Source organism: Streptomyces sp. CA-251387 (genome assembly GCF_050936625.1).
GTDB lineage: Bacteria > Actinomycetota > Actinomycetes > Streptomycetales > Streptomycetaceae > Streptomyces.
Genome location: NZ_JBNJMJ010000001.1, coordinates 5,522,323 through 5,545,016, shown reverse-complemented (window position 1 = coordinate 5,545,016; position 22,694 = coordinate 5,522,323). Strand labels below are relative to the sequence as shown.

The 22,694-nt window shown below is 69.0% G+C and carries 18 protein-coding genes; 3 read left to right on the top strand and 15 right to left on the bottom strand.

Features of this window, described 5'->3' with window-relative positions:
• The first annotated feature begins 118 nt into the window (after positions 1-118).
• Together fahA and ACQEV2_RS24885 are read left to right on the top strand one after the other, a co-directional pair.
• Positions 119-1,339: a fumarylacetoacetase gene (fahA, locus tag ACQEV2_RS24890; RefSeq protein WP_433054747.1), complete on the top strand. Its 1,221-nt coding sequence runs from the start codon at positions 119-121 to the stop codon at positions 1,337-1,339.
• Between the two features lie 289 nt (positions 1,340-1,628).
• On the top strand, positions 1,629-2,567 hold the full coding sequence (locus tag ACQEV2_RS24885; protein WP_433045546.1) for a M56 family metallopeptidase: 939 nt from the start codon (positions 1,629-1,631) through the stop codon (positions 2,565-2,567).
• A 250-nt stretch (positions 2,568-2,817) separates the two neighbouring features.
• On the opposite strand, the gene recQ is transcribed toward ACQEV2_RS24885, so the two are convergent.
• The 15 genes from recQ to ACQEV2_RS24810 all read right to left on the bottom strand — a co-directional run bounded on the left by recQ (position 2,818) and on the right by ACQEV2_RS24810 (position 21,120).
• Positions 2,818-4,833 (bottom strand): DNA helicase RecQ, encoded by a 2,016-nt coding sequence (gene recQ, locus ACQEV2_RS24880; protein WP_433054744.1) that lies wholly within the window; start codon positions 4,831-4,833, stop codon positions 2,818-2,820.
• Positions 4,834-5,061: 228 nt separating this feature from the next.
• Positions 5,062-6,711 (bottom strand): NADH-quinone oxidoreductase subunit NuoN, encoded by a 1,650-nt coding sequence (gene nuoN / locus ACQEV2_RS24875; protein WP_433045543.1) that lies wholly within the window; start codon positions 6,709-6,711, stop codon positions 5,062-5,064.
• A complete protein-coding gene (locus ACQEV2_RS24870; RefSeq protein ID WP_433045540.1) occupies positions 6,708-8,279 on the bottom strand; it encodes an NADH-quinone oxidoreductase subunit M in 1,572 nt (523 codons plus the stop codon). Before ACQEV2_RS24870 ends, nuoN begins: the two co-directional genes overlap by 4 nt.
• Before the next feature lie 5 nt (positions 8,280-8,284).
• Complete coding sequence (nuoL, locus tag ACQEV2_RS24865; protein WP_433045537.1) at positions 8,285-10,249, bottom strand: NADH-quinone oxidoreductase subunit L; 1,965 nt, start codon at positions 10,247-10,249, stop codon at positions 8,285-8,287.
• Between the two features lie 15 nt (positions 10,250-10,264).
• Entirely contained in the window at positions 10,265-10,564 is a 300-nt protein-coding gene (gene nuoK, locus ACQEV2_RS24860; RefSeq protein WP_433045534.1) for an NADH-quinone oxidoreductase subunit NuoK, read from the bottom strand.
• The gene (locus tag ACQEV2_RS24855) at positions 10,561-11,403 is read right to left on the bottom strand and encodes an NADH-quinone oxidoreductase subunit J (protein WP_433045531.1); all 843 of its coding nucleotides are present in this window, start codon (positions 11,401-11,403) and stop codon (positions 10,561-10,563) included. Before ACQEV2_RS24855 ends, nuoK begins: the two co-directional genes overlap by 4 nt.
• Positions 11,400-12,041, bottom strand: a complete 642-nt coding sequence (gene nuoI / locus ACQEV2_RS24850; protein WP_433045528.1) for an NADH-quinone oxidoreductase subunit NuoI — start codon at positions 12,039-12,041, stop codon at positions 11,400-11,402. Before nuoI ends, ACQEV2_RS24855 begins: the two co-directional genes overlap by 4 nt.
• Positions 12,034-13,398, bottom strand: a complete 1,365-nt coding sequence (nuoH, locus tag ACQEV2_RS24845; RefSeq protein WP_433045525.1) for an NADH-quinone oxidoreductase subunit NuoH — start codon at positions 13,396-13,398, stop codon at positions 12,034-12,036. Before nuoH ends, nuoI begins: the two co-directional genes overlap by 8 nt.
• The gene (locus ACQEV2_RS24840; RefSeq protein ID WP_433045522.1) at positions 13,395-15,899 is read right to left on the bottom strand and encodes an NADH-quinone oxidoreductase subunit G; all 2,505 of its coding nucleotides are present in this window, start codon (positions 15,897-15,899) and stop codon (positions 13,395-13,397) included. Before ACQEV2_RS24840 ends, nuoH begins: the two co-directional genes overlap by 4 nt.
• Entirely contained in the window at positions 15,896-17,245 is a 1,350-nt protein-coding gene (gene nuoF, locus ACQEV2_RS24835) for an NADH-quinone oxidoreductase subunit NuoF (protein ID WP_433045519.1), read from the bottom strand. The genes ACQEV2_RS24840 and nuoF overlap by 4 nt, the downstream gene beginning before the upstream one ends.
• A complete protein-coding gene (gene nuoE, locus ACQEV2_RS24830) occupies positions 17,245-18,117 on the bottom strand; it encodes an NADH-quinone oxidoreductase subunit NuoE (RefSeq protein WP_433045516.1) in 873 nt (290 codons plus the stop codon). Before nuoE ends, nuoF begins: the two co-directional genes overlap by 1 nt.
• Positions 18,114-19,436, bottom strand: coding sequence for an NADH-quinone oxidoreductase subunit D (locus ACQEV2_RS24825; RefSeq protein WP_433045513.1), 1,323 nt, complete (start codon positions 19,434-19,436; stop codon positions 18,114-18,116). Before ACQEV2_RS24825 ends, nuoE begins: the two co-directional genes overlap by 4 nt.
• A complete protein-coding gene (locus ACQEV2_RS24820) occupies positions 19,433-20,194 on the bottom strand; it encodes an NADH-quinone oxidoreductase subunit C (RefSeq protein WP_433045510.1) in 762 nt (253 codons plus the stop codon). Before ACQEV2_RS24820 ends, ACQEV2_RS24825 begins: the two co-directional genes overlap by 4 nt.
• The gene (locus tag ACQEV2_RS24815) at positions 20,191-20,745 is read right to left on the bottom strand and encodes a NuoB/complex I 20 kDa subunit family protein (protein ID WP_003998928.1); all 555 of its coding nucleotides are present in this window, start codon (positions 20,743-20,745) and stop codon (positions 20,191-20,193) included. The genes ACQEV2_RS24820 and ACQEV2_RS24815 overlap by 4 nt, the downstream gene beginning before the upstream one ends.
• A gap of 15 nt (positions 20,746-20,760) precedes the next feature.
• A complete protein-coding gene (locus ACQEV2_RS24810; protein ID WP_003992243.1) occupies positions 20,761-21,120 on the bottom strand; it encodes an NADH-quinone oxidoreductase subunit A in 360 nt (119 codons plus the stop codon).
• Between the two features lie 713 nt (positions 21,121-21,833).
• Between ACQEV2_RS24810 and ACQEV2_RS24805 the strand changes: the two genes are divergently transcribed.
• Positions 21,834-22,661, top strand: coding sequence for a C40 family peptidase (locus tag ACQEV2_RS24805; protein ID WP_433045507.1), 828 nt, complete (start codon positions 21,834-21,836; stop codon positions 22,659-22,661).
• Positions 22,662-22,694: the final 33 nt, after the last annotated feature.

Sequence of the window (22,694 nt, the reverse complement as noted above, 5' to 3'; positions counted from 1 at the left end):
TGCACTGACGGAGCGGAGGAAGCAGTTGTGACCGGCACACCGAAGATCTTTTTCGGAGGCCGTAACGTGTGGCCCGACCACATGGCACATGGAGCGGATGAGAGTGAGGCAGCACCCCATGCCCCCCTTCGATCTCCCCGAGGGCGACCCCTTCGGCGCGCACAACCTTCCGTACGGCGTCTTCTCCCTCCCCGGCTCGGACTCCGCGCGCAGGGTCGGCGTCCGGCTCGGCGACCACGTCCTCGACGCCGGCAAGGCGGCCTACGCGCTCGGCTCGCCGTACGCCCCGCTGCTCGCCCAGGACTCCCTGAACCCGCTGCTCGCGGCGGGCCGCACCACCTGGTCGGACGTACGGCGCGCCCTGACGGCGTGGGTGACGGTCCCGGCGCATCAGGAGGCCATCGCGGACCTCCTCCATCCGCTGTCCTCCGTGACCCTGCACCTCCCCTTCGAGGTCGCGGACTACGTCGACTTCTACGCCTCCGAGAACCACGCCCGGAACGTCGGCCAGATCTTCCGCCCCGACGCGGCGGACTCCCTCACCCCCAACTGGAAGCACCTGCCGATCGGTTACCACGGCCGCTCGGGCACGGTCGTCGTCTCCGGCACGGATGTCGTACGGCCGTCCGGTCAGCGCAAGGCGCCCACTGATCCGGCGCCGGTCTTCGGCCCGTCCGTCCGCCTGGACATCGAGGCCGAGGTCGGCTTCGTGGTCGGCACACCGTCGCGGATGGGCACACCGGTCGCCTTGGGCGACTTCCGCGACCACGTCTTCGGCCTGTGCCTGCTCAACGACTGGTCGGCACGCGACATCCAGGCCTGGGAGTACGTCCCGCTCGGCCCGTTCCTCGGCAAGTCCTTCGCCACGTCGGTGTCGGCGTGGATCACCCCGCTGGACGCCTTGGAGGCGGCGCAGGTGGCACCGCCGGAGCGGACGCACCCCCTGCTGCCGTACCTCGACGACTCCGGCCCCGAAACCGAACCCGGCGGCTACGACCTCCACATCTCGGTGGCCATCAACGGCCACGTCGTCTCCGAACCTCCCTTCTCCACCATGTACTGGACGGCCGCCCAGCAACTCGCCCACATGACCGTGAACGGCGCCTCCCTGCGCACCGGCGACCTGTACGGCTCGGGCACGGTGAGCGGCCCGACGGAACGCGAGCGCGGGTCGCTGCTGGAGCTGACGTGGAACGGCCGGGACCCTCTTGAACTCCCGGACGGCAAGCGGACGTTCCTGGAGGACGGCGACGTGGTGACCCTGTCCGCCTGGGCTCCGGGCCCGGACGGGGTCCGGGTGGGGCTGGGCGAGGTCACGGGGCGGGTCGTGGCGGAGTGACGCCGGAGTCCCGGCCCCCCACAAGCTCCGGAAACCTCGATCCGACCCGGCACCGGTCATCCGGCGCAACCACCGGCCCCCACCCGGCGGTTCGCGACCACGGCACGGAGTCCGGGCGGGTAGGTGATCGGCTCCGCCCAGGACATTCGGCGAGTCTTTCCCCCTGACTCCTGCGATGGTCACCGTCATACTGGCTGGCGGTGGGAAGCGATCCGCAACCGGTCGTCGCGGCCCACCGCCCGCACAGCCGCCCCCGCACCTTCCCTGATCAGGATCCGGAGCCCTTGGCATGACGGTCTGCCTGCTCCTGCTGAGCATCGTCGCCCTGACGGCCGCCATACCCGTCCCGCGAGCGCTGACCCGGGCCACCTGGCCCGAACGGGAACCCGTCGTCGCGCTCTGGGTGTGGCAGTGCCTGGTCGCCACCGTCCTGCTGTGCTGCCTGACGGCCCTCGCTCTGGGCACCGCCGCCGTCTTCGGCACGGTGCGCACCCAGCTCTTCGCTCCCGCTCCGCCGTCGGTGACCGAGGCGTACGACCTCTCGGCCGCGCCCGCCTGGGCGGCCTCGCTCACCGTGCTGCTGGCCTGCGGTGCCGCCTGGACGACCGCGATGCTGGCCCGCGAACTGGTCGAGGCGCGTCGCCGACGCGGCCAGGCCAGGGCCCACCTGCGCGAACGCGCTCCCGACCTGCCCGCCGGCCTGGGCTCGGCACGCGGCCCGCTGCTGGTGCTGGAGGACGAGTATCCGGACGCCTGGTGGATGCCTGGCAGCCCGCCCCAGCTGATCGTCACCACGGGCGCCCTGCACCGCCTGACCGACCACCAGCTCGACGCCGTCCTCACCCACGAACGTGGCCACGCCCAGGCCCGCCACGACTGGCTGCTGCACCTCTCCACCGCACTTGCCACCGGTTTCCCCCGCATCCCGTTGTTCGCCCACTTCTGCGACCAGACCCACCGCCTGGTCGAACTGGCCGCCGACGACACCGCCTCCCGCCGCTGCGGTCACCTGACGACGGCCCTGGCCCTGATCGAGCTCAACCAGCACCGAGGCGTCCTGTCCTGCGCCAACAGCCACCGTCTTCTGGGCGAGCGTGTGGACCGGCTCCTGGAGCCGCCGCCGCGTCTGGGCCGCCGGCATCGGGCCATGACGACGGCGGTGGCATCCCTGGTGCCGTTGCTGCCCCTACTGATCGTCTTCGGGCCGGGGTTGACTGCGTTGACGTAGGCTGCGTCGGCCTTTCGGCTGCGGCCTGGTGGGGGCTGGTCGCGCCACCCACGCGGCGGAGACGCGTATCGATACAACCCCGCGCCCCTACGGGCGCGGCGCTCCTAGCTGCGGGCAGCCGTGCCGCTGCGGCGGCCCCGGTGGGCGCACGTGCGGGCCGCGCCCCTCCGGCGCCGGGTTGCGCGCGCCACCCCCGGCCGACGCAATCGCCGGGCATGTGCCGTTCGCCGAGCCCTGCTCCCGGCCTCTACTAGGCCCAGTCCTCCGGCTCCGGCTCCGTTTCCATCTCGGGCCACTCGTCCGCCTCGTCCGCCGACGCCTGCGCCCCCGCCGACGCCTGCGGCCCCGACTCCCTACCCATCGAGGCCAGGACCTCCAGCACCCCCTCCCCGTACGTCGCCAGCTTCTTCTCCCCCACCCCGCTGACGCCTCCGAGCTCCCGCACCGACGCAGGCCATACCGTCACGATCTCCCGCAACGTCGCGTCATGGAAGATCACATACGCCGGAACCCCCTGCTCCCGAGCCTGTTCCGCCCTCCAGGCCCGCAGCGCCTCGAAGGCCGGCACCAGCTCCTCCGGCAACTCGGCCACCGCGGCCTTCGCCTTGCGCTCACCGCGCCCGGAGCCCGCGGCACCCGACCCCGATGCCGCCCGCGAGGTCACCGGCTTCTTCGGCTCCTTCCGCAGTGGCACCTCCCGCTCCCGCCGCAGCACCGACCCGCTGGCCTCCGTGAGCACGAGCGTCCCGTACTCCCCCTCGACCGCGAGCAGCCCCTGCGCCAGCAACTGCCGGATGACACCCCGCCATTCGCCCTCGCTCAGCTCCTCCCCGATGCCGAACACGGACAGCTGGTCGTGATCGAACTGGATCACCTTGCCCGTGCGCCGCCCCAGCAGAATGTCGACGATCTGCACCGCCCCGAACTTCTGCCCCCGCTCCCGCTGCAACCGCACCACCGTCGACAGCACCTTCTGCGCCGCGATCGTGCCGTCCCAGGTCTCCGGCGGAATCAGGCAGGTGTCGCAGTTGCCGCAACCCACCGGATCGGGGTCCTGGCCGAAGTAGGCCAGCAGCTGACCGCGCCGGCACTGAACCGTCTCGCACAGCGCCAGCATCGCGTCCAGGTGCGCGGCGGCCCGGCGCCGGAACGCCTCGTCGCCCTCGCCGGACTGGATCAGCTTGCGCTGCTGTATGACGTCGTTGAGGCCGTAGGCCATCCACGCCGTGGAGGGCAGTCCGTCACGGCCGGCGCGGCCCGTCTCCTGGTAGTAGCCCTCGACCGACTTGGGCAGGTCGAGGTGGGCGACAAAGCGGACGTCCGGCTTGTCGATGCCCATCCCGAAGGCGATGGTCGCCACCACGACCAGGCCCTCCTCCCGCAGGAACCGGGACTGGTGCGCCGCGCGCGTGCCCGCGTCCAGGCCCGCGTGGTACGGCACCGCCTCGATGCCGTTGCGGGTCAGGAACTCGGCCGTCGCCTCCACCGACTTGCGCGAGAGGCAGTAGACAATGCCCGCGTCGCCCTCGTGCTCCTGGCGCAGGAAACTCAGCAGCTGCTTCTTGGGGTCGGCCTTCGGCACGATCCGGTACTGGATGTTCGGCCGGTCGAAGCTCGCCACGAAGTGCCGGGCCGTCGGCATGTTCAGCCGCTGGGTGATCTCCTCGTGTGTCGCCCGCGTGGCCGTCGCCGTCAGTGCGATCCGCGGGACGTCCGGCCAGCGCTCGCCGAGCAGCGAGAGGGTCAGATAGTCGGGGCGGAAGTCGTGACCCCACTGGGACACACAGTGCGCCTCGTCGATGGCGAAGACGGCGATCTTGCCGCGGGACAGCAGGTCCAGCGTCGTGTCGAGCCGCAGCCGCTCCGGTGCCAGGTAGAGCAGGTCCAGCTCGCCCGCGAGGAACTCCGCCTCCACGACCCGCCGCTCGTCGAAGTCCTGCGTGGAGTTCATGAACCCCGCGCGCACGCCGAGCGCCCGCAGCGCGTCCACCTGGTCCTGCATCAGCGCGATGAGCGGCGAGACGACGATGCCGGTACCCGGTCTGACCAGGGACGGGATCTGATAGCACAGCGACTTTCCGCCGCCGGTCGGCATGAGCACGACGGCATCCCCGCCGGCCACGACATGCTCGATGACCGCTTCCTGCTCGCCCCGGAAGGCGTCGTACCCGAAGACCCGGTGCAGCGTGGCCAGTGCCTCGCCGTCGCCCGCCCGTGCCGCCTCGGTCACCCTTGGCATCTCACTGATCCCGCCCGTCGCACCCATCGCCATGTCCCCCGTACGTCGTCCCTCGACCACTGCCTCCACGATAGGGGCCGCCACGGACAGCGCCGGAGTTATCCACAGGCTTGGTTCGGCCCCTTCCGTAATCGACCGACTTTCTTGCGTGATCGACATGACTCTGCCCGGAGCGCGCACGGCGGCCCGGCACCCCCGAGAGGTGCCGGGCCGCCGTGGCACAGGCCGGCGAGGGCCGGGTCAGCCGAGGCCGGGTCAGCGCACGAACACCCCTGCCTGGCTCGCCAGATCCAGGAAGTACTGCGGCGCCACGCCCAGCACCAGGGTGACCGCCACGCCGAGGCCGATCGCCGTCATCGTCAGCGGCGACGGCACCGCGACCGTCGGCCCCTCCGGCTTCGGCTCACTGAAGAACATCAGCACGATGACGCGGATGTAGAAGAACGCCGCGATCGCGGACGAGATCACACCGACCACGACCAGCGGGCCCGCCCCGCCCTCCGCCGCCGCCTTGAACACGGCGAACTTCCCGGCGAAGCCGGAGGTCAGCGGGATACCGGCGAAGGCCAGCAGGAACACCGCGAACACGGCCGCCACCAGTGGCGAACGGCGGCCCAGGCCGGCCCACTTCGACAGGTGCGTCGCCTCGCCGCCGGCATCGCGCACCAGCGTCACCACCGCGAACGCGCCGATCGTCACGAACGAGTACGCGCCCAGGTAGAAGAGGACGGACGACACACCGGACGGCGTGGCCGCGATGACACCCGCGAGGATGAAGCCCGCGTGCGCGATCGACGAGTACGCCAGCAGCCGCTTGATGTCCGTCTGCGTGATCGCGACGATCGCACCGCCCAGCATGGTGACGATCGCGACACCCCACATGACCGGCCGCCAGTCCCAGCGCAGCCCGGGCAGGACGACGTACAGGATGCGGAGCAGCGCACCGAAGGCGGCCACCTTCGTCGCGGCCGCCATGAACCCGGTCACCGGCGTCGGCGCGCCCTGGTAGACGTCCGGCGTCCACATGTGGAACGGCACCGCGCCCACCTTGAACAGCAGGCCCATGACGATCATCGCGGCCCCGACGAGCAGCAGCGCGTCGTTGCCCATCGTGTCCGCGAGCGCCGGGGTGACGTCCGGGACCGTGCCGTCGACGACCTGCGCGATCGTCGCGTACGACACCGAGCCCGCATAGCCGTACAGCAGCGCGATGCCGAACAGCGTGAACGCGGACGCGAAGGCGCCCAGCAGGAAGTACTTGACCGCGGCCTCCTGCGACATGAGCCGCTTGCGGCGGGCCAGCGCGCACATCAGGTACAGCGGGAGCGAGAGGACTTCCAGGGCGATGAACAGCGTCAGCAGGTCGTTGGCCGCCGGGAAGACCAGCATGCCGGCGACCGCGAACAGCAGCAGCGGGAACACCTCGGTCGTGGTGAACCCGGCCTTCACGGCGGCCTTTTCGCTGTCGCTGCCCGGCACGGACGCCGCCTGCGCGGCGAAGGAGTCGACCCGGTTGCCGTGCGCCGCCGGGTCGAGTCGCCGTTCGGCGAACGTGAACAGGCCGACCAGGCCCGCCAGCAGGATCGTGCCCTGCAGGAAGAGGGCCGGTCCGTCGACGGCGATCGCGCCCATCGCGGCGATGCCCGACTTGGTGGTGGCGTATCCGCCGGCCGCCAGCGCCACGACCGCGGCGAAGGCCGCGACGAGCGCCACGACGGACACGAACACCTGGGCGTAGTAACGGGCCTTGCGCGGAACTACCGCCTCGATCAGCACCCCGACGACCGCCGCACCGACGACGATCAGGGTGGGCGACAACTGTCCGTACTCGATCTTCGGCGCGTCGATCTTCGAGATCGGATCGGCCGCGGTTGTCCACAGGCTGTGGACGGCTGATGCGCTCACTTGGCCGCCTCCACCTCGGGCTGGGGGTCCTTCTTCTGTACGTCGGACATGGTCTGCTCGACCGCCGGGTTGACGATGTCCGTGACGGGCTTCGGGTAGACGCCCAGGAAGATCAGCAGTACGACCAGCGGGCCGACGACCACGAGTTCCCGCACCCGGAGGTCGGGCATCGCGGAGACCTCCGGCTTCACCGGGCCCGTCATCGTCCGCTGATAGAGGACGAGGGTGTAGAGCGCGGCGAGCACGATGCCGAAGGTGGCGATGATGCCGATCACCGGGTAGCGGGTGAACGTGCCGACCAGGACCAGGAACTCACTCACGAAGGGCGCGAGCCCCGGCAGCGACAGGGTCGCCAGGCTGCCGATGAGGAAGGTGCCGGCGAGCACCGGGGCGACCTTCTGGACACCGCCGTAGTCGGCGATGAGCCGCGAGCCGCGCCGCGAGATCAGGAAGCCGGCCACCAGCATCAGCGCGGCCGTGGAGATGCCGTGGTTGACCATGTACAGCGTCGCGCCGGACTGCCCCTGGCTGGTCATCGCGAAGATGCCCATGATGATGAAGCCGAAGTGCGAGATCGACGCGTACGCCACCAGCCGCTTGATGTCCCGCTGCCCGACGGCGAGCAGTGCGCCGTAGATGATGCTGATCAGCGCGAGGACGAGGATGGCCGGCGTCGCCCACTTGCTGGCCTCCGGGAAGAGCTGGAGGCAGAAGCGGAGCATCGCGAAGGTGCCCACCTTGTCGACGACCGCGGTGATGAGGACGGCGACCGGTGCGGTGGATTCCTGCATGGCGTTGGGCAGCCAGGTGTGCAGCGGCCACAGCGGCGCCTTCACCGCGAAGGCGAAGAAGAAGCCGAGGAACAGCCAGCGTTCGGTGTTCGTCGCCATGTCGAGCGTGCCGTTGGCCCGTGCCTCGACGATCCCCTGGAGGCTGAAGTCCCCGGCGACCACGTAGAGGCCGATCACCGCGGCCAGCATGATCAGACCGCCGACCAGGTTGTAGAGCAGGAATTTCACGGCCGCGTACGACCGCTGCGTCGACGCCGCCTTCTCGCCGTGCTCGTGGGCACGGTCCCCGAAGCCGCCGATGAGGAAGTACATCGGGATGAGCATGGCTTCGAAGAAGATGTAGAAGAGGAAGACGTCGGTGGCCTCGAAGGAGAGGATCACCATCGCCTCGACGGCCAGGATCAGGGCGAAGAAGCCCTGCGTGGGCCGCCAGCGTGTACTGCCCGTCTCCAGCGGGTCGGCGTCGTGCCAGCCCGCGAGGATGATGAACGGGATCAGCAGCGCCGTCAGCGCGATCAGCGCCACCGCGATGCCGTCCACACCGAGTTCGTACCGGACCCCGAAGTCCGCGATCCAGGCGTGGGATTCGGAGAGCTGGTAGCGGTCGCCGTCCGGGTCGAAGCGGACCAGGACGGTGATCGCGAGCGCGAGCGTGGCGAGCGAGAACAGCAGCGCCAGCCACTTGGCGGCGGTGCGCTGGGCGGCCGGTACGGCGGCCGTGGCGATCGCCCCGATCGCCGGGAGCACCGCCGTAGCTGTCAGCAGAGGAAAGGACATCGGTATCAGACCGCCCTCATCAGCAGGGTCGCGGCGATGAGGACCGCCGCACCGCCGAACATCGAGACCGCGTACGACCGTGCAAAGCCGTTCTGCAGCCTGCGCATCCGTCCGGACAGGCCGCCCATCGAGGCCGCCGTGCCGTTGACGACGCCGTCGACCAGGGTGTGGTCGACGTACACCAGCGACCGCGTGAGGTGCTCGCCGCCGCGTACGAGGACGACATGGTTGAAGTCGTCCTGGAGCAGGTCGCGCCGGGCGGCCCGGGTGAGCAGCGAGCCGCGCGGGGCGACGACCGGGACCGGGCGGCGGCCGTACTGGGCGTAGGCGATGGCGACGCCGATGACCATGCACGCGACGGTCGCGCCGGTGACGGCTCCCGCACTGATGGGCGGGTGGCCGTGGGTGTGCCCGGTGATGGGCTCCAGCCAGTGGATGAAGCGGTCGCCGATGCTGAAGAACCCGCCGGCGGCCACCGATCCGACGGCCAGCACGATCATCGGGATCGTCATGACCCTGGGCGACTCGTGCGGGTGCGGCTCCGCGTGCTCGCCGCGCGTCTCGGCGGCGGGCTCCACGCTCGGCTCGGCCGGCGAAGCGGTCGAGGTGTGGCGCCAGCGCTCCTCGCCGAAGAACGTCATCAGCATCACGCGCGTCATGTAGAACGCCGTGATGGCCGCGCCGAGCAGCGCGCAGCCGCCGAGGATCCAGCCCTCGGTGCCGCCCTTGGCGAACGCCGCCTCGATGATCTTGTCCTTGGAGAAGAAGCCGGACAGCCCGGGGAAGCCGATGATCGCGAGGTAGCCGAGGCCGAAGGTGACGAACGTGACCGGCATGTACTTGCGCAGGCCGCCGTACTTGCGCATGTCGACCTCGTCGTTCATGCCGTGCATGACCGAACCGGCGCCGAGGAACAGCCCGGCCTTGAAGAAGCCGTGCGTCACCAGGTGCATGATCGCGAAGACGTAGCCGATGGGGCCGAGGCCCGCGGCGAGGATCATGTAGCCGATCTGCGACATGGTCGAGCCGGCCAGCGCCTTCTTGATGTCGTCCTTCGCGCAACCGACGATCGCACCGAAGAGGAGCGTGACGGCACCCACGATGGTGACGACCAGCTGGGCGTCGGGCGCCGCGTTGAAGATGACCCCGGAGCGGACGATCAGGTAAACGCCCGCGGTCACCATCGTCGCGGCGTGGATGAGGGCCGAGACCGGGGTGGGGCCTTCCATCGCGTCCCCGAGCCAGGACTGGAGCGGCACCTGGGCGGACTTGCCGCACGCGGCGAGCAGCAGCATCAGGCCGATCGCGGTCAGCTTGCCCTCGTTCGCGTCACCGACCAGGCCGGGCTCGCCCTGGGTGCCGAGCAGCGGCCCGAAGGCGAAGGTGCCGAACCACAGGAACATCAGCATGATCGCGATCGACAGGCCCATGTCGCCGACGCGGTTGACCAGGAACGCCTTCTTCGCGGCCGTGGCGGCGCTGGGCTTGTGCTGCCAGAAGCCGATGAGGAGGTAGGACGCGAGGCCCACGCCCTCCCAGCCGACGTACAGCAGCAGGTAGTTGTCGGCGAGGACCAGCAGCAGCATCGCCGCGAGGAACAGGTTCAGATAGCCGAAGAAGCGGCGGCGCCGCTCGTCGTGCTCCATGTACCCGACCGAGTACAGGTGGATCAGCGAGCCGACGCCGGTGATCAGCAGCACGAACGTCATCGACAGCTGGTCGAGGCGGAAGGCGACATCCGCCTGGAAGCCCTCGACCGGTACCCAGCTGAACAGGTGCTGGGTGAGGGTGCGGTGTTCGGCGTCCTTGCCCAGCAGGTCGGCGAAGAGGATCACGCCGAAGACGAAGGAGACGAACGAAAGGACCGTGCCGATCCACTGGCCGACGGCATCGAGCCGCCGGCCGCCGCACAGCAGTACGACCGCTCCGAGCAAGGGCGCCGCGATCAGCAGCGCAATCAGGTTCTCCACGATTCTTCCGACCCCTTAGAGCTTCATCAGGCTGGCGTCGTCGACCGAGGCCGAGTGGCGGGAACGGAACAGCGACACGATGATCGCCAGCCCGACGACGACCTCCGCGGCGGCGACGACCATCGTGAAGAAGGCGATGATCTGGCCGTCGAGGTTGCCGTGCATCCGGGAGAAGGCGACGAGCGCGAGGTTGCAGGCGTTGAGCATCAGCTCGATGCACATGAACACGACGATCGCGTTGCGCCTGATCAGCACGCCCGTGGCGCCGATCGTGAACAACAGGCAGGCGAGGTAGAGGTAGTTGACCGGGTTCACTTCGACGCCTCCTCCGGCCGCTTGAAGGTCGACGGCTCGATGGCGGTCCGCTCCAGCCGCTCCACCGCGCGCTGTTCCAGCGCCTTCAGATCGTTGAGTGCCTCGGTGGACACGTCGCGGATCTGGCCGCGCTCGCGCAGCGTCTTGCTGACGGTGAGCTCGGACGGGGTGCCGTCGGGCAACAGGCCCGCGATGTCCACGGCGTTGTGCCGGGCGTACACGCCGGGGGCCGGCAGCGGCGGGATGTACTTGCCTTCCCGGATGCGCTGTTCGGACAGCTCACGCTGCGTCTTGGCGCGCTCGGTGCGCTCCCGGTGCGTGAGCAGCATGGCGCCGACGGTGGCCGTGATGAGCAGGGCGCCGGTGATCTCGAAGGCGAAGACGTACTTGGTGAAGAGGAGGGTCGCGATGCCCTCCACATTGCCGTTCGCGTTCGCCTGGCCGAGGCCGTTGAACTCCTTCAGGGAGGCGTTCCCGATGCCCGCAATCAGCAGGATGCCGAAGCCGAGGCCGCAGAGAAGGGCCAGCCAGCGCTGGCCCTTGATGGTCTCCTTCAGGGAGTCCGCGGCCGTGACGCCGACGAGCATCACCACGAACAGGAAGAGCATCATGATCGCGCCGGTGTAGACGATGATCTGCACGACGCCCAGGAAGTAGGCGCCGTTGGCGAGATAGAACACCGCCAGCACGATCATGGTCCCGGCGAGACAGAGCGCGCTGTGCACAGCCCTCTTCATGAAGACGGTGCACAGGGCGCCGATCACGGCGACGGTGCCGAGGATCCAGAACTGGACGGCCTCTCCGGTGGACGTGGAGTAGGCGGCGAGCTGCTCGGTCATCGGCCGATCACCTTCTCGGACGCCGGTTCTTCCTCGCCGAAGGTCGAGGCGGCCTCCTGCGGGACCTCGCCCTTGGAGAGCGCGACCTGCCGTTCCGTACCCGGCGCGGCCTCCGTCACCAGACCCCGGTAGTAGTCCTGCTCGTCAGTCCCCGGGTAGATGGCGTGGGGCGTGTCGACCATGCCGTCCTCGAGGCCGGCGAGCAGCTGTTCCTTGGTGTAGATGAGGTTGGCGCGGCTGGAGTCGGCGAGCTCGAACTCGTTGGTCATCGTCAACGCGCGCGTGGGGCACGCCTCGATGCACAGGCCGCACAGGATGCAGCGGGCGTAGTTGATCTGGTACACGCGGCCGTACCGCTCGCCCGGCGAGTAGCGCTCCTCGTCGGTGTTGTCGGCGCCCTCCACATAGATGGCGTCGGCGGGGCAGGCCCAGGCGCACAGCTCGCAGCCGACGCACTTCTCCAGGCCGTCCGGATGGCGGTTGAGCTGGTGCCGTCCGTGGAAGCGCGGAGCGGTGGTCTTCTGCTGCTCCGGGTACTGCTCGGTCAGCCGCTTCTTGAACATGGCCTTGAAGGTCACGCCGAAGCCGGCCACGGGGTTCAGGAAACCGGGCTTGGTCTCCTTGGGCTCCTCAGCCATCGGACGCCTCCTTTCCATCCAGAGATCCGTCACTCTGAGTATCGGGCCCACCACTGACAATCAGCTCCCGCTCGCGGCGCGAGCGCCGCCGCGGCACCGGCGGAAGCTCCTGTCCGGGCAGTGGCGGTACGGGGAATCCGCCCGCCATCGCGTCGAAGCCGACGGGTTCCTCGGCCGCCTGCGCGGCCGCCTTCGTCCGCTCGCGGAACATGTCCGCGACGAAGGACAGGAGCAGCAGCGCGAGGACGCCGCCGCCGACGTAGAGGGCGATGTCGGCGAAGTCGTAGTTCTCGTTGCGAAGAGTCCGCACGGTCGCGACGAGCATCAGCCAGACGACGGAGACCGGGATGAGGACCTTCCAGCCGAGCTTCATCAGCTGGTCGTAGCGGACACGGGGCAGCGTGCCGCGCAGCCAGATGAAGAAGAAGAGCAGCAGCTGAACCTTGATCACGAACCAGAGCAGCGGCCACCAGCCGTGGTTCGCGCCCTCCCAGAAGGCGCTGACCGGGTACGGGGCCCGCCAGCCGCCCAGGAAGAGCGTCACCGACACGGCCGAGACCGTCACCATGTTCACGTACTCGGCGAGCATGAACATCGCGAACTTGATCGACGAGTACTCGGTGTTGAACCCGCCGACCAGGTCGCCCTCGGACTCCGGCATGTCGAAGGGGGCACGGTTGGTCTCGCCGACCATCGTCACGATGTAGATCAGGAAGGAGACCGGCAGCAGCACGACGTACCAGCGGTCCTGCTGCGCCTCCACGATCGCCGACGTCGACATCGACCCGGAGTAGAGGAACACCGAGGCGAAGGCGGCGCCCATGGCGATCTCGTACGAGATCATCTGCGCACAGGAACGCAGGCCACCGAGCAGCGGATACGTCGATCCGGAACTCCAACCAGCGAGGACGATGCCGTAGATGCCGACCGAGGCGACCGCGAGGATGTAGAGCATCGCGATCGGCAGGTCGGTGAGCTGCATCGTGGTGCGCTGGCCGAAGATCGAGATCTCGTTGCCGGCCGGGCCGAAGGGGATCACCGCGATCGCCATGAAGGCCGGGATGGCCGCGACGATCGGCGCGAGGACGTAGACCACCTTGTCCGCGCGTTTGACGATGACGTCTTCCTTGAGCATCAGCTTGATGCCGTCGGCGAGCGACTGGAGCATGCCCCAGGGGCCGTGCCGGTTGGGGCCGATGCGCAGCTGCATCCAGGCGACGACCTTGCGCTCCCAGACGATGGAGAACAGCACGGTCACCATCAGGAAGGCGAAGCAGAACACCGCCTTGATGACGACCAGCCACCAGGGGTCGCGGCCGAACATCGAGAGGTCTTCAGCGGCGAGGTACGGGCTCATGCCTCCACCTCCTTGGGGGCCTCGCCGACGGGGGTCGCCGGGCCGATGCGGACGAGTGAGCCGGGCAGCGCCCCGGTGTCGGAGGCGACGCCGCCGCCGCTGGAGTTCAGCGGGAGCCACACCACACGGTCGGGCATCTCCGTGATCTGCAGCGGGAGTTCGACGACTCCGGAGGGGCCGGTCACCGCCAGTAGGTCGCCGGGCTTGACGTCGGCCTCGGCAGCCGTGGCGGCCGACACGCGCGCGTACGCGGCGTGCCGGGTACCGGCGAGCGCCTCGTCGCCCTCCTGGAGGAGTCCCTGGTCGAGCAGCAGCCGGTGCCCGGCCAGGACGGCCTCCCCGGCGGCCGGCCGCGGCAACTGGTCGGCGATGGCCAGCGGTTCGGTGGCCCGCGGCCCGTCCCAGGGGCCGAGCCGGTCGATCTCCGCGCGCGTGGTGCGCAGATCCGGCAGACCCAGGTGTACGTCCATGGCGTCGGCCAGCATCTGCAGGACGCGCGCGTCGGTCGGAGCCAAGCGACGCGTCATCTGGTCGGGCTTGAGCGCGGCCTCGAAGAAGCGCACCCGGCCCTCCCAGTTGAGGAAGGTGCCGGCCTTCTCCGCGACCGCCGCGACAGGAAGCACGACATCGGCGAGTTCGGTCACCTCACCGGGCCGCAGCTCCAGCGACACCACGAAGCCGACCTCGGCGAGCGCCTCACGCGCGCGTGCCGGGTCGGGCAGGTCGGCGACCTCGACGCCCGCGACCAGCAGGGCCTGGAGTTCGCCGGTCGCGGCGGCCTCCACGATCTGGCCGGTGTCACGGCCGTAGCGGTGCGGGAGTTCGGCCAGCCCCCAGACGGTGGCGACCTCCTCACGCGCGCGTGGGTCGGTCGCCGGACGCCCGCCCGGCAGCAGCGACGGCAGCGCACCGGCCTCGACGGCACCGCGCTCCCCCGCCCGGCGCGGGATCCACACCAGCTCGGCGCCGGTCGCGGTCGCGGCCCGTACGGCGGCGGTGAGCCCGCCCGGCACTCCGGCCAGCCGCTCGCCGACGACGATCACCGCGCCCTCGCCGCGCAGCGCGTCGGACGCCTTCGTACCGGCCTCGTCCAGGCCGACCCCACTCGCGAGCGCGTCCAGCCACTCGGTCTCGGTGCCCGGAGCTGCCGGCAGCAGCGTTCCGCCGGCCTTCTCCAGGCCGCGCGTCGCGTGCGTGGCGAGCGAGAAGACCCTCTGGCCGTGCTTGCGCCAGGCCTTGCGCAGCCGCAGGAAGATGCCGGGCGCCTCCTCTTCCGCCTCGAACCCGACCAGCAGGACGGCCTGCGCCTTCTCCAGGGAGGTGTAGGTGACGCCCGTACCGTCGAGGTCGCGGCCGTGGCCCGCGACTCGGGCCGCCAGGAAGTCGGCCTCCTCGCCGCTGTGCACGCGCGCGCGGAAGTCGATGTCGTTGGTGTCGAGCGCCACGCGCGCGAACTTGCTGTACGCGTAGGCGTCCTCGACGGTGAGCCGTCCGCCGGTCAGTACGCCGGTCCGGCCGCGCGAGGCGAGCAGTCCCTGAGCCGCGATCTGCAGCGCCTCCGGCCAGGAGGCCGGTTCGAGGTCGCCCTCGGCGTTGCGCACGAGCGGTGTCTGAAGCCGGTCGCGCTGCTGGGCGTACCGGAACGCGAACCTGCCCTTGTCGCAGATCCACTCCTCGTTGACCTCGGGGTCGTAGGCCGCGAGCCGCCGCATGACCTTGCCGCGCCGGTGGTCGGTACGCGTCGCGCACCCACCGGAGCAGTGCTCGCAGACCGACGGCGAGGAGACGAGGTCGAAGGGGCGGGAGCGGAACCGGTACGCCGCCGAGGTGAGCGCGCCGACCGGGCAGATCTGGATGGTGTTGCCGGAGAAGTACGACTCGAACGGGTCGCCCTCACCGGTGCCGACCTGCTGGAGCGCGCCCCGCTCGAGCAGCTCGATCATCGGGTCGCCCGCGACCTGGTTGGAGAACCGGGTGCAGCGGGCGCACAGCACGCACCGCTCGCGGTCGAGCAGCACCTGTGTGGAGATGGGGACGGGCTTCTCGTACGTCCGCTTGCGTCCCTCGAAGCGGGACTCGGCGTGCCCGTGCGACATGGCCTGGTTCTGCAGCGGGCACTCGCCACCCTTGTCGCAGACCGGGCAGTCCAGCGGGTGGTTGATGAGCAGGAGCTCCATCACACCCTTCTGGGCCTTCTCCGCTACCGGCGAGGTGAGGTGCGTCTTCACGACCATGCCGTCGGTGCAGGTGATGGTGCAGGACGCCATCGGCTTGCGCTGGCCCTCGACCTCGACGATGCACTGGCGGCAGGCGCCGGCCGGGTCGAGGAGGGGGTGGTCGCAGAAGCGGGGGATCTCGATGCCGAGCTGCTCGGCGGCCCGGATGACCAGGGTGCCCTTCGGCACGCTGATCTCGATGCCGTCGATCGTCAGCGTCACGAGATCTTCCGGCGGGACCGCCGCCTCTCCCCCACCGGAGGGAGCGCTGGTGGTCACGGTCATGCGTTCACCTCCGTGCGGTGATCGGCCCAGGCCGTCGACTTGGCCGGGTCGAAGGGGCAGCCACGGCCCGTGATGTGCTGCTCGTACTCCTCACGGAAGTACTTCAGCGAGGAGAAGATCGGCGAGGCGGCGCCGTCGCCGAGGGCGCAGAAGGACTTGCCGTTGATGTTGTCGGCGATGTCGTTCAGCTTGTCGAGGTCGCTCATCACGCCCTTGCCGGCCTCGATGTCGCGCAGCAACTGCACGAGCCAGTAGGTGCCTTCGCGGCAGGGCGTGCACTTGCCGCAGGACTCGTGGGCGTAGAACTCGGTCCAGCGGGTGACGGCGCGTACGACGCAGGTCGTCTCGTCGAAGCACTGGAGAGCTTTCGTGCCGAGCATGGAACCCGCGGCGCCCACTCCTTCGTAGTCAAGGGGGACGTCGAGGTGCTCGTCGGTGAACATCGGCGTCGAGGAGCCGCCCGGTGTCCAGAACTTGAGGCGATGGCCGGGGCGCATCCCGCCGCTCATTTCGAGGAGCTGGCGGAGTGTGATGCCGAGCGGGGCCTCGTACTGGCCGGGGTTGGCGACGTGACCGCTGAGCGAGTAGAGCGTGAAGCCCGGGGACTTCTCGCTGCCCATCGACCGGAACCATTCCTTGCCCCGATTCAGAATCGCGGGAACCGAGGCGATCGACTCGACGTTGTTCACAACAGTCGGGCAGGCGTAGAGACCTGCCACCGCAGGGAAGGGGGGACGCAGCCGCGGTTGACCACGGCGGCCTTCGAGCGAGTCGAGCAGTGCGGTCTCCTCACCGCAGATGTACGCGCCCGCGCCGGCGTGCACGGTGAGTTCGAGATCGAGCCCACTGCCCAGGATGTTCTCGCCGAGGTATCCCGCCGCGTAGGCCTCGCGCACGGCCTCGTGCAACCGCCGCAGAACGGGGACGACTTCACCACGCAGATAGATGAAGGCATGCGAAGACCTGATGGCATAACACGCGATGACAATGCCCTCGATGAGGCTATGCGGGTTCGCGAAGAGGAGCGGAATGTCCTTGCACGTTCCGGGCTCCGATTCGTCGGCGTTGACAACTAGATAGTGCGGTTTTCCATCACCCTGGGGAATGAACTGCCATTTCATTCCCGTCGGGAACCCCGCGCCGCCGCGCCCGCGCAGACCGGAGTCCTTGACGTACGCGATCAGGTCGTCCGGCGACATGGCGAGCGCCTTGCGAAGTCCCTCGTATCCTTCGTGCCTTCGGTAGACGTCCAGCGTCCAGGACCTGTCCTCGTCCCAGAAGGCCGACAGCACGGGTGCGAGCAGCTTCTCGGGGCTGTTTTCCTTCAGCTCGGGTGCCAACGTCATCACTCCCCCTCCTCGGCGACAGGCCCTGCCGGGTGGGCTGGGTCGGACGCGGACGTTTTCTGCGGCGCGTCGTGCGAGCTGAGGTGTTCAGCCGACGACGGTTCCTGCATGGCCCTGTCCTGCGGCCCCTTGTGCGGGCCGCCCTCCCGCGGATGGACCACGCGCGCGGGTGCGGTCTCTCCCCTGGCCAGGCGGAGGCCCACCAGCGACGCCGGTCCCGCACTGCCGCTTTCCTCGACGGCCCCGGGCCGCTCGTCGGGGAAGCCGGCCAGGATCCGCGCGGTCTCCTTGAAGGTGCACAGCCGCGCCCCGCGCGTCGGCTCGACGGGCCGCCCCTCGCGCAGGTCGTCGACGAGGCGCTTGGCGCTCGCCGGGGTCTGGTTGTCGAAGAACTCCCAGTTGACCATCACGACGGGCGCGTAGTCGCAGGCCGCGTTGCACTCGATGTGCTCCAGGGTGACCTTGCCGTCGTCGGTGGTCTCGCCGTTGCTGACGCCCAGGTGCTCCTGGAGCTCCTCGAAGATCGCGTCACCGCCCATCACCGCGCACAGGGTGTTGGTGCAGACGCCCACCTGGTAGTCACCGCTCGGCTTGCGCCGGTACATGGTGTAGAAGGTGGCGACCGCGGTGACCTCGGCCGTGGTCAGGTCGAGCACGTCCGCGCAGAACTGCATGCCCGTGCGCGTGACGTGGCCCTCCTCCGACTGCACGAGGTGCAGCAACGGCAGGAGGGCGGACCGGGAGTCCGGGTAGCGAGCGATGATCTCGCGCGCGTCGGCCTCCAGCCGGGCTCGAACGTCGTCCGGGTAGCCGGGCGCGGGCAGTTGGGGCATGCCCAGGCTGACGCCCCGCTCCGAAGAAGAGGTGGTCACCGGTCGACGCCTCCCATCACGGGATCGATGGACGCTACGGCGACGATGACGTCGGCCACTTGGCCGCCCTCGCACATCGCCGCCATGGCCTGCAGGTTGGTGAAGGACGGGTCGCGGAAGTGGACCCGGAAGGGGCGGGTGCCGCCGTCGGACACGGCGTGCACTCCGAGCTCGCCCTTGGGCGACTCGACGGCCGCGTACGCCTGTCCCGGCGGGACGCGGAAGCCCTCGGTGACCAGCTTGAAGTGGTGGATCAGGGCCTCCATGGAGGTGCCCATGATCTTCTTGATGTGGTCGAGGGAGTTGCCCAGTCCGTCCGGTCCCAGGGCGAGCTGGGCGGGCCAGGCGATCTTCTTGTCGGCGACCATGACCGGGCCGGGCTGCAGCCGGTCCAGGCACTGCTCGACGATCCCGAGCGACTGGCGCATCTCCTCCAGGCGGATCAGGAAGCGCCCGTAGGAGTCGCAGGTGTCGGCGGTCGGGATCTCGAAGTCGTACGTCTCGTAGTCGCAGTACGGCTGGGCCTTGCGCAGGTCGTGCGGGAGGCCGGTGGAGCGCAGGATCGGGCCGGTGGCGCCGAGGGCCATGCAGCCGGCCAGGTCGAGATAGCCGATGTCCTGCATACGGGCCTTGAAGATGGGGTTACCGGTGGCGAGCTTGTCGTACTCCGGGAGGTTCTTCTTCATCTTCTTCACGAACTCGCGGATCTGGTCCACCGCGCCGGGCGGCAGGTCCTGGGCGAGTCCGCCGGGCCGGATGTACGCGTGGTTCATGCGCAGGCCCGTGACCAGCTCGTAGATGTCGAGAATCATTTCACGATCACGGAATCCGTAGATCATGATCGTGGTGGCGCCGAGTTCCATGCCGCCGGTGGCGATGCACACCAGGTGGGAGGAGAGCCGGTTCAGCTCCATCAGGAGCACCCGGATGATCTTGGCGCGCTCGGTGATCTGGTCCTCGATGCCGAGGAGCTTCTCGACGGCGAGACAGTAGGCGGTCTCGTTGAAGAAGGACGTCAGGTAATCCATGCGCGTCACGAACGTGGTGCCCTGCGTCCAGGTCCGGTACTCGAGGTTCTTCTCGATGCCGGTGTGGAGATAGCCGATGCCGCAACGGGCCTCGGTGACGGTCTCGCCCTCGATCTCCAGGATCAGGCGCAGCACCCCGTGGGTGGAGGGGTGCTGGGGGCCCATGTTGACGACGATGCGTTCGTCGTCGGCGCGGGCCGCGGACTCGACGACCTCGTCCCAGTCGCCACCGGTGACCGTGTAGACGGTGCCCTCGGTGGTTTCGCGGGCGGCTGCTGACTGCGTGCTCACGAGTACGACCTCCGCTGGTCCGGAGCCGGGATCTGGGCGCCCTTGTACTCGACGGGGATGCCGCCGAGGGGGTAGTCCTTGCGCTGTGGGTGGCCCTGCCAGTCGTCCGGCATCATGATCCGCGTCAGGGCGGGGTGACCGTCGAAGACGATGCCGAAGAAGTCGTACGTCTCGCGCTCGTGCCAGTCGTTGGTCGGGTACACGGAGACGAGCGACGGGATGTGCGGGTCGCTGTCGGGGGCGCTGACTTCGAGGCGGATCAGCCGGTTGTGGGTGATCGAGCGCAGGTGGTAGACGGCGTGCAGCTCGCGGCCCTTGTCGTTCGGGTAGTGGACGCCGCTGACGCCGGTGCACAGTTCGAAGCGCAGGGCCGGGTCGTCGCGCAGGGTGCGGGCGACGCGGACCAGGTGCTCACGTTCGATGTGGAAGGTGAGTTCGCCGCGGTCGACGACCGTCTTCTCGATGGCGTTGTCGGGGAGGAGTCCCTGTTCCTCCAGCGCGCCCTCGAGTTCGTCGGCGACCTCGTCGAACCAGCCGCCGTAGGGGCGGCTCGCCGGTCCCGGGAGCCGGACCGAGCGGACCAGGCCGCCGTAGCCGGAGGTGTCGCCGCCGTTGTCGGCGCCGAACATGCCGCGCTGGACGCGGATCTCCTCGCCGCCCTGGCCGCGCTGGCCGGGGAGGTTGGAGGCGGAGAGGTCCTTCTCGGGGTTGACCCCGTTCGACCCGTTCGCCCCGTTGGTGCCGTTCGCGTCGCTCACCGCAGCAGCCCCTTCATCTCGATCGTGGGCAGGGCCTTGAGCGCCGCTTCCTCCGCCTCGCGGGCCGCCTCCTCGGCGTTCACGCCGAGCTTGGAGGTCTGGATCTTCTGGTGCAGCTTGAGGATGGCGTCCATCAGCATCTCCGGCCGTGGCGGGCAGCCGGGGAGATAGATGTCGACCGGGACGATGTGGTCGACGCCCTGGACGATCGCGTAGTTGTTGAACATGCCGCCCGAGGAGGCGCAGACCCCCATGGAGATCACCCACTTGGGGTTCGGCATCTGGTCGTAGACCTGCCTGAGCACCGGCGCCATCTTCTGGCTGACCCGGCCGGCGACGATCATCAGGTCGGCCTGGCGCGGGGATCCGCGGAAGACCTCCATGCCGAAGCGCGCCAGGTCGTAGCGGCCGGCGCCGGTGGTCATCATCTCGATGGCGCAGCAGGCGAGGCCGAAGGTGGCCGGGAAGACGGACGCCTTGCGCACCCAGCCCGCGGCCTGCTCGACGGTGGTCAGCAGGAATCCGCTCGGCAGCTTTTCTTCGAGTCCCATGTCGTTAAAGGCCCCTCAGTCCCATTCCAGGCCGCCGCGCCGCCATACGTACGCGTACGCGACGAAGACGGTGAGCACGAAGAGCAGCATCTCCACGAGCCCGAAAATCCCCAGGGCGTCGAACGTGACGGCCCAGGGATAGAGGAAGACGATCTCGATGTCGAAGACGATGAAGAGCATCGCCGTCAGGTAGTACTTGATGGGGAAGCGCCCGCCGCCGGCCGGCGTGGGGGTCGGCTCGATACCGCACTCGTAGGCCTCGAGCTTTGCCCGGTTGTATCGCTTCGGACCGATCAGCGTGGCCATGACCACGGAGAAGATCGCAAAGCCTGCCCCGAGGGCTCCCAGTACGAGGATGGGCGCATACGCGTTCACCGCTCCTCGCTCCTCTCAGTCGGCACTGACTGCTGGCGGTTGCACTGGGCTCACAGCCGCCTCACCAGTCCCACGAGCCCCGCTTGCCCCGGCGAAGATCGAGAACATGTGAAGCAGGTCACAAGCCCAACTGCCTCGCATCTTATGCCTGCCGGTCTGTGATCTGCGACACGGGGTATTGCACAAGCTTTGTGATCTCCACCACCTGACGAAGGATCATGAAGCCGGAGGAGTGGCGATCTTCCTACGAGAAGCGTCCGAGTGATCACCAGAGGTGACATTTTCGCTCGTCGACGCAGCTCGGAAGGGGCGTCTCCATATCAAGAGAGTTCTCTTGCATGCAAATTGGTGCTGGACCGGACGTCTTGATAGAGGGCCCGTTCACACATCGGAGGGAGCTTCGGAGCGGGATGTGGACGCGTGCACGCATTCACGAGCGACAGGCGACGGGATCCGAGCACAGGACGCACACGCGGCCGTGATCGTTGCGTGACCTCCACCACATCGATGAGAGACCTCTGAGAACCGGGCTTGGCCACCGGTCCCAACGAGTGGTAAGCGATGGGCAATTCGGACTTAATGATGAAAGGCCGTGATCACGGGCCGAATCGAGGACGTCCGCAATGTCCGTTACGGCGTCAATAAAGGGCGTCCTGCCGAGGATTTGGGGCGGCGATTGAGCAATTGTGGCGCAGCACACGTTTCTTGAAGGTATGGAGGAGCCCCTGATACCCGTTGTTCTCATGTCCCACACCGCTCACATACGTAGCCACCGGAAGCCCCGCCGCACCGCGTCGACGACCATCGCGATGCGCGCCGGAGTGGCCGGTGGCGTCCTCAGCATGGCAGCGGCAGGTGCGTCGGCCACGGCGAACGCCGCCGAGCCGGTGACGCAGACCATCGAACTGCCCACCCTCACGGGTGATCTGGCGGACCAGCTCGCCCAGTCCGCGGACGCCACCCAGCTGGCGGCGGCGAACTACGAGCTCGACGCCGAGCGTGACGCGGCTGCCGCCGCGGCGGCCAAGGAAGCCAAGAAGGACCTCGCCGAGGCGAAGAAGAAGGCAGAGGCCAAGAAGAAGGCCGAGGAGGCCCGTAGGGCCGCCGCAGAGGCCGCCGCCTCGCGCTCCTCCGAGCGGGCCACCCTGTCCGCTTCCGCGAGCACGAGCGTGTCCGCTCCGGCCAGCGGCAGCGTCGCGACGGTCATCTCCTTCCTCAAGGCGCAGGTGGGCGACGCGTACGTCATGGGTGCCACCGGCCCCAACGCGTGGGACTGCTCCAGCCTGGTCCAGGCCGCGTTCAAGCAGGTCGGCGTCGACCTGCCGCGGGTCTCGCAGGACCAGTCGATGGCGGGCACCGACATCCCGCTCTCGCAGATCCAGGTCGGCGACATCCTCTACTGGGGTGGCAAGGGCTCCGCGTACCACGTGGGTGTCTACATCGGGAACGGCCAGTACCTGGACGCGGCCAACCCGTCCAAAGGCGTCGTCATCCAGGACCTTTCCGGGTACCCGGCGTCGGGTGCCGTGCGCGTGCTCTGAGCCGTAAGGTCTTCGGAAGGGCCGCAGCCGCTC

Excerpts from the sequence above, each read along its gene's own strand:
- ACQEV2_RS24870 (WP_433045540.1), bottom strand. The coding sequence starts at position 8,279 with ATGTCCTTTCCTCTGCTGACAGCTACGGCGGTGCTCCCGGCGATCGGG.
- fahA (WP_433054747.1), top strand. The coding sequence starts at position 119 with ATGCCCCCCTTCGATCTCCCCGAGGGCGACCCCTTCGGCGCGCACAAC.
- nuoI (WP_433045528.1), bottom strand. The coding sequence starts at position 12,041 with ATGGCTGAGGAGCCCAAGGAGACCAAGCCCGGTTTCCTGAACCCCGTG.
- nuoF (WP_433045519.1), bottom strand. The coding sequence starts at position 17,245 with ATGACGTTGGCACCCGAGCTGAAGGAAAACAGCCCCGAGAAGCTGCTC.
- ACQEV2_RS24855 (WP_433045531.1), bottom strand. The coding sequence starts at position 11,403 with ATGACCGAGCAGCTCGCCGCCTACTCCACGTCCACCGGAGAGGCCGTC.
- ACQEV2_RS24805 (WP_433045507.1), top strand. The coding sequence starts at position 21,834 with ATGGAGGAGCCCCTGATACCCGTTGTTCTCATGTCCCACACCGCTCAC.
- ACQEV2_RS24815 (WP_003998928.1), bottom strand. The coding sequence starts at position 20,745 with ATGGGACTCGAAGAAAAGCTGCCGAGCGGATTCCTGCTGACCACCGTC.
- nuoH (WP_433045525.1), bottom strand. The coding sequence starts at position 13,398 with ATGAGCCCGTACCTCGCCGCTGAAGACCTCTCGATGTTCGGCCGCGAC.
- ACQEV2_RS24840 (WP_433045522.1), bottom strand. The coding sequence starts at position 15,899 with ATGACCGTGACCACCAGCGCTCCCTCCGGTGGGGGAGAGGCGGCGGTC.
- ACQEV2_RS24885 (WP_433045546.1), top strand. The coding sequence starts at position 1,629 with ATGACGGTCTGCCTGCTCCTGCTGAGCATCGTCGCCCTGACGGCCGCC.
- recQ (WP_433054744.1), bottom strand. The coding sequence starts at position 4,833 with ATGGGTGCGACGGGCGGGATCAGTGAGATGCCAAGGGTGACCGAGGCG.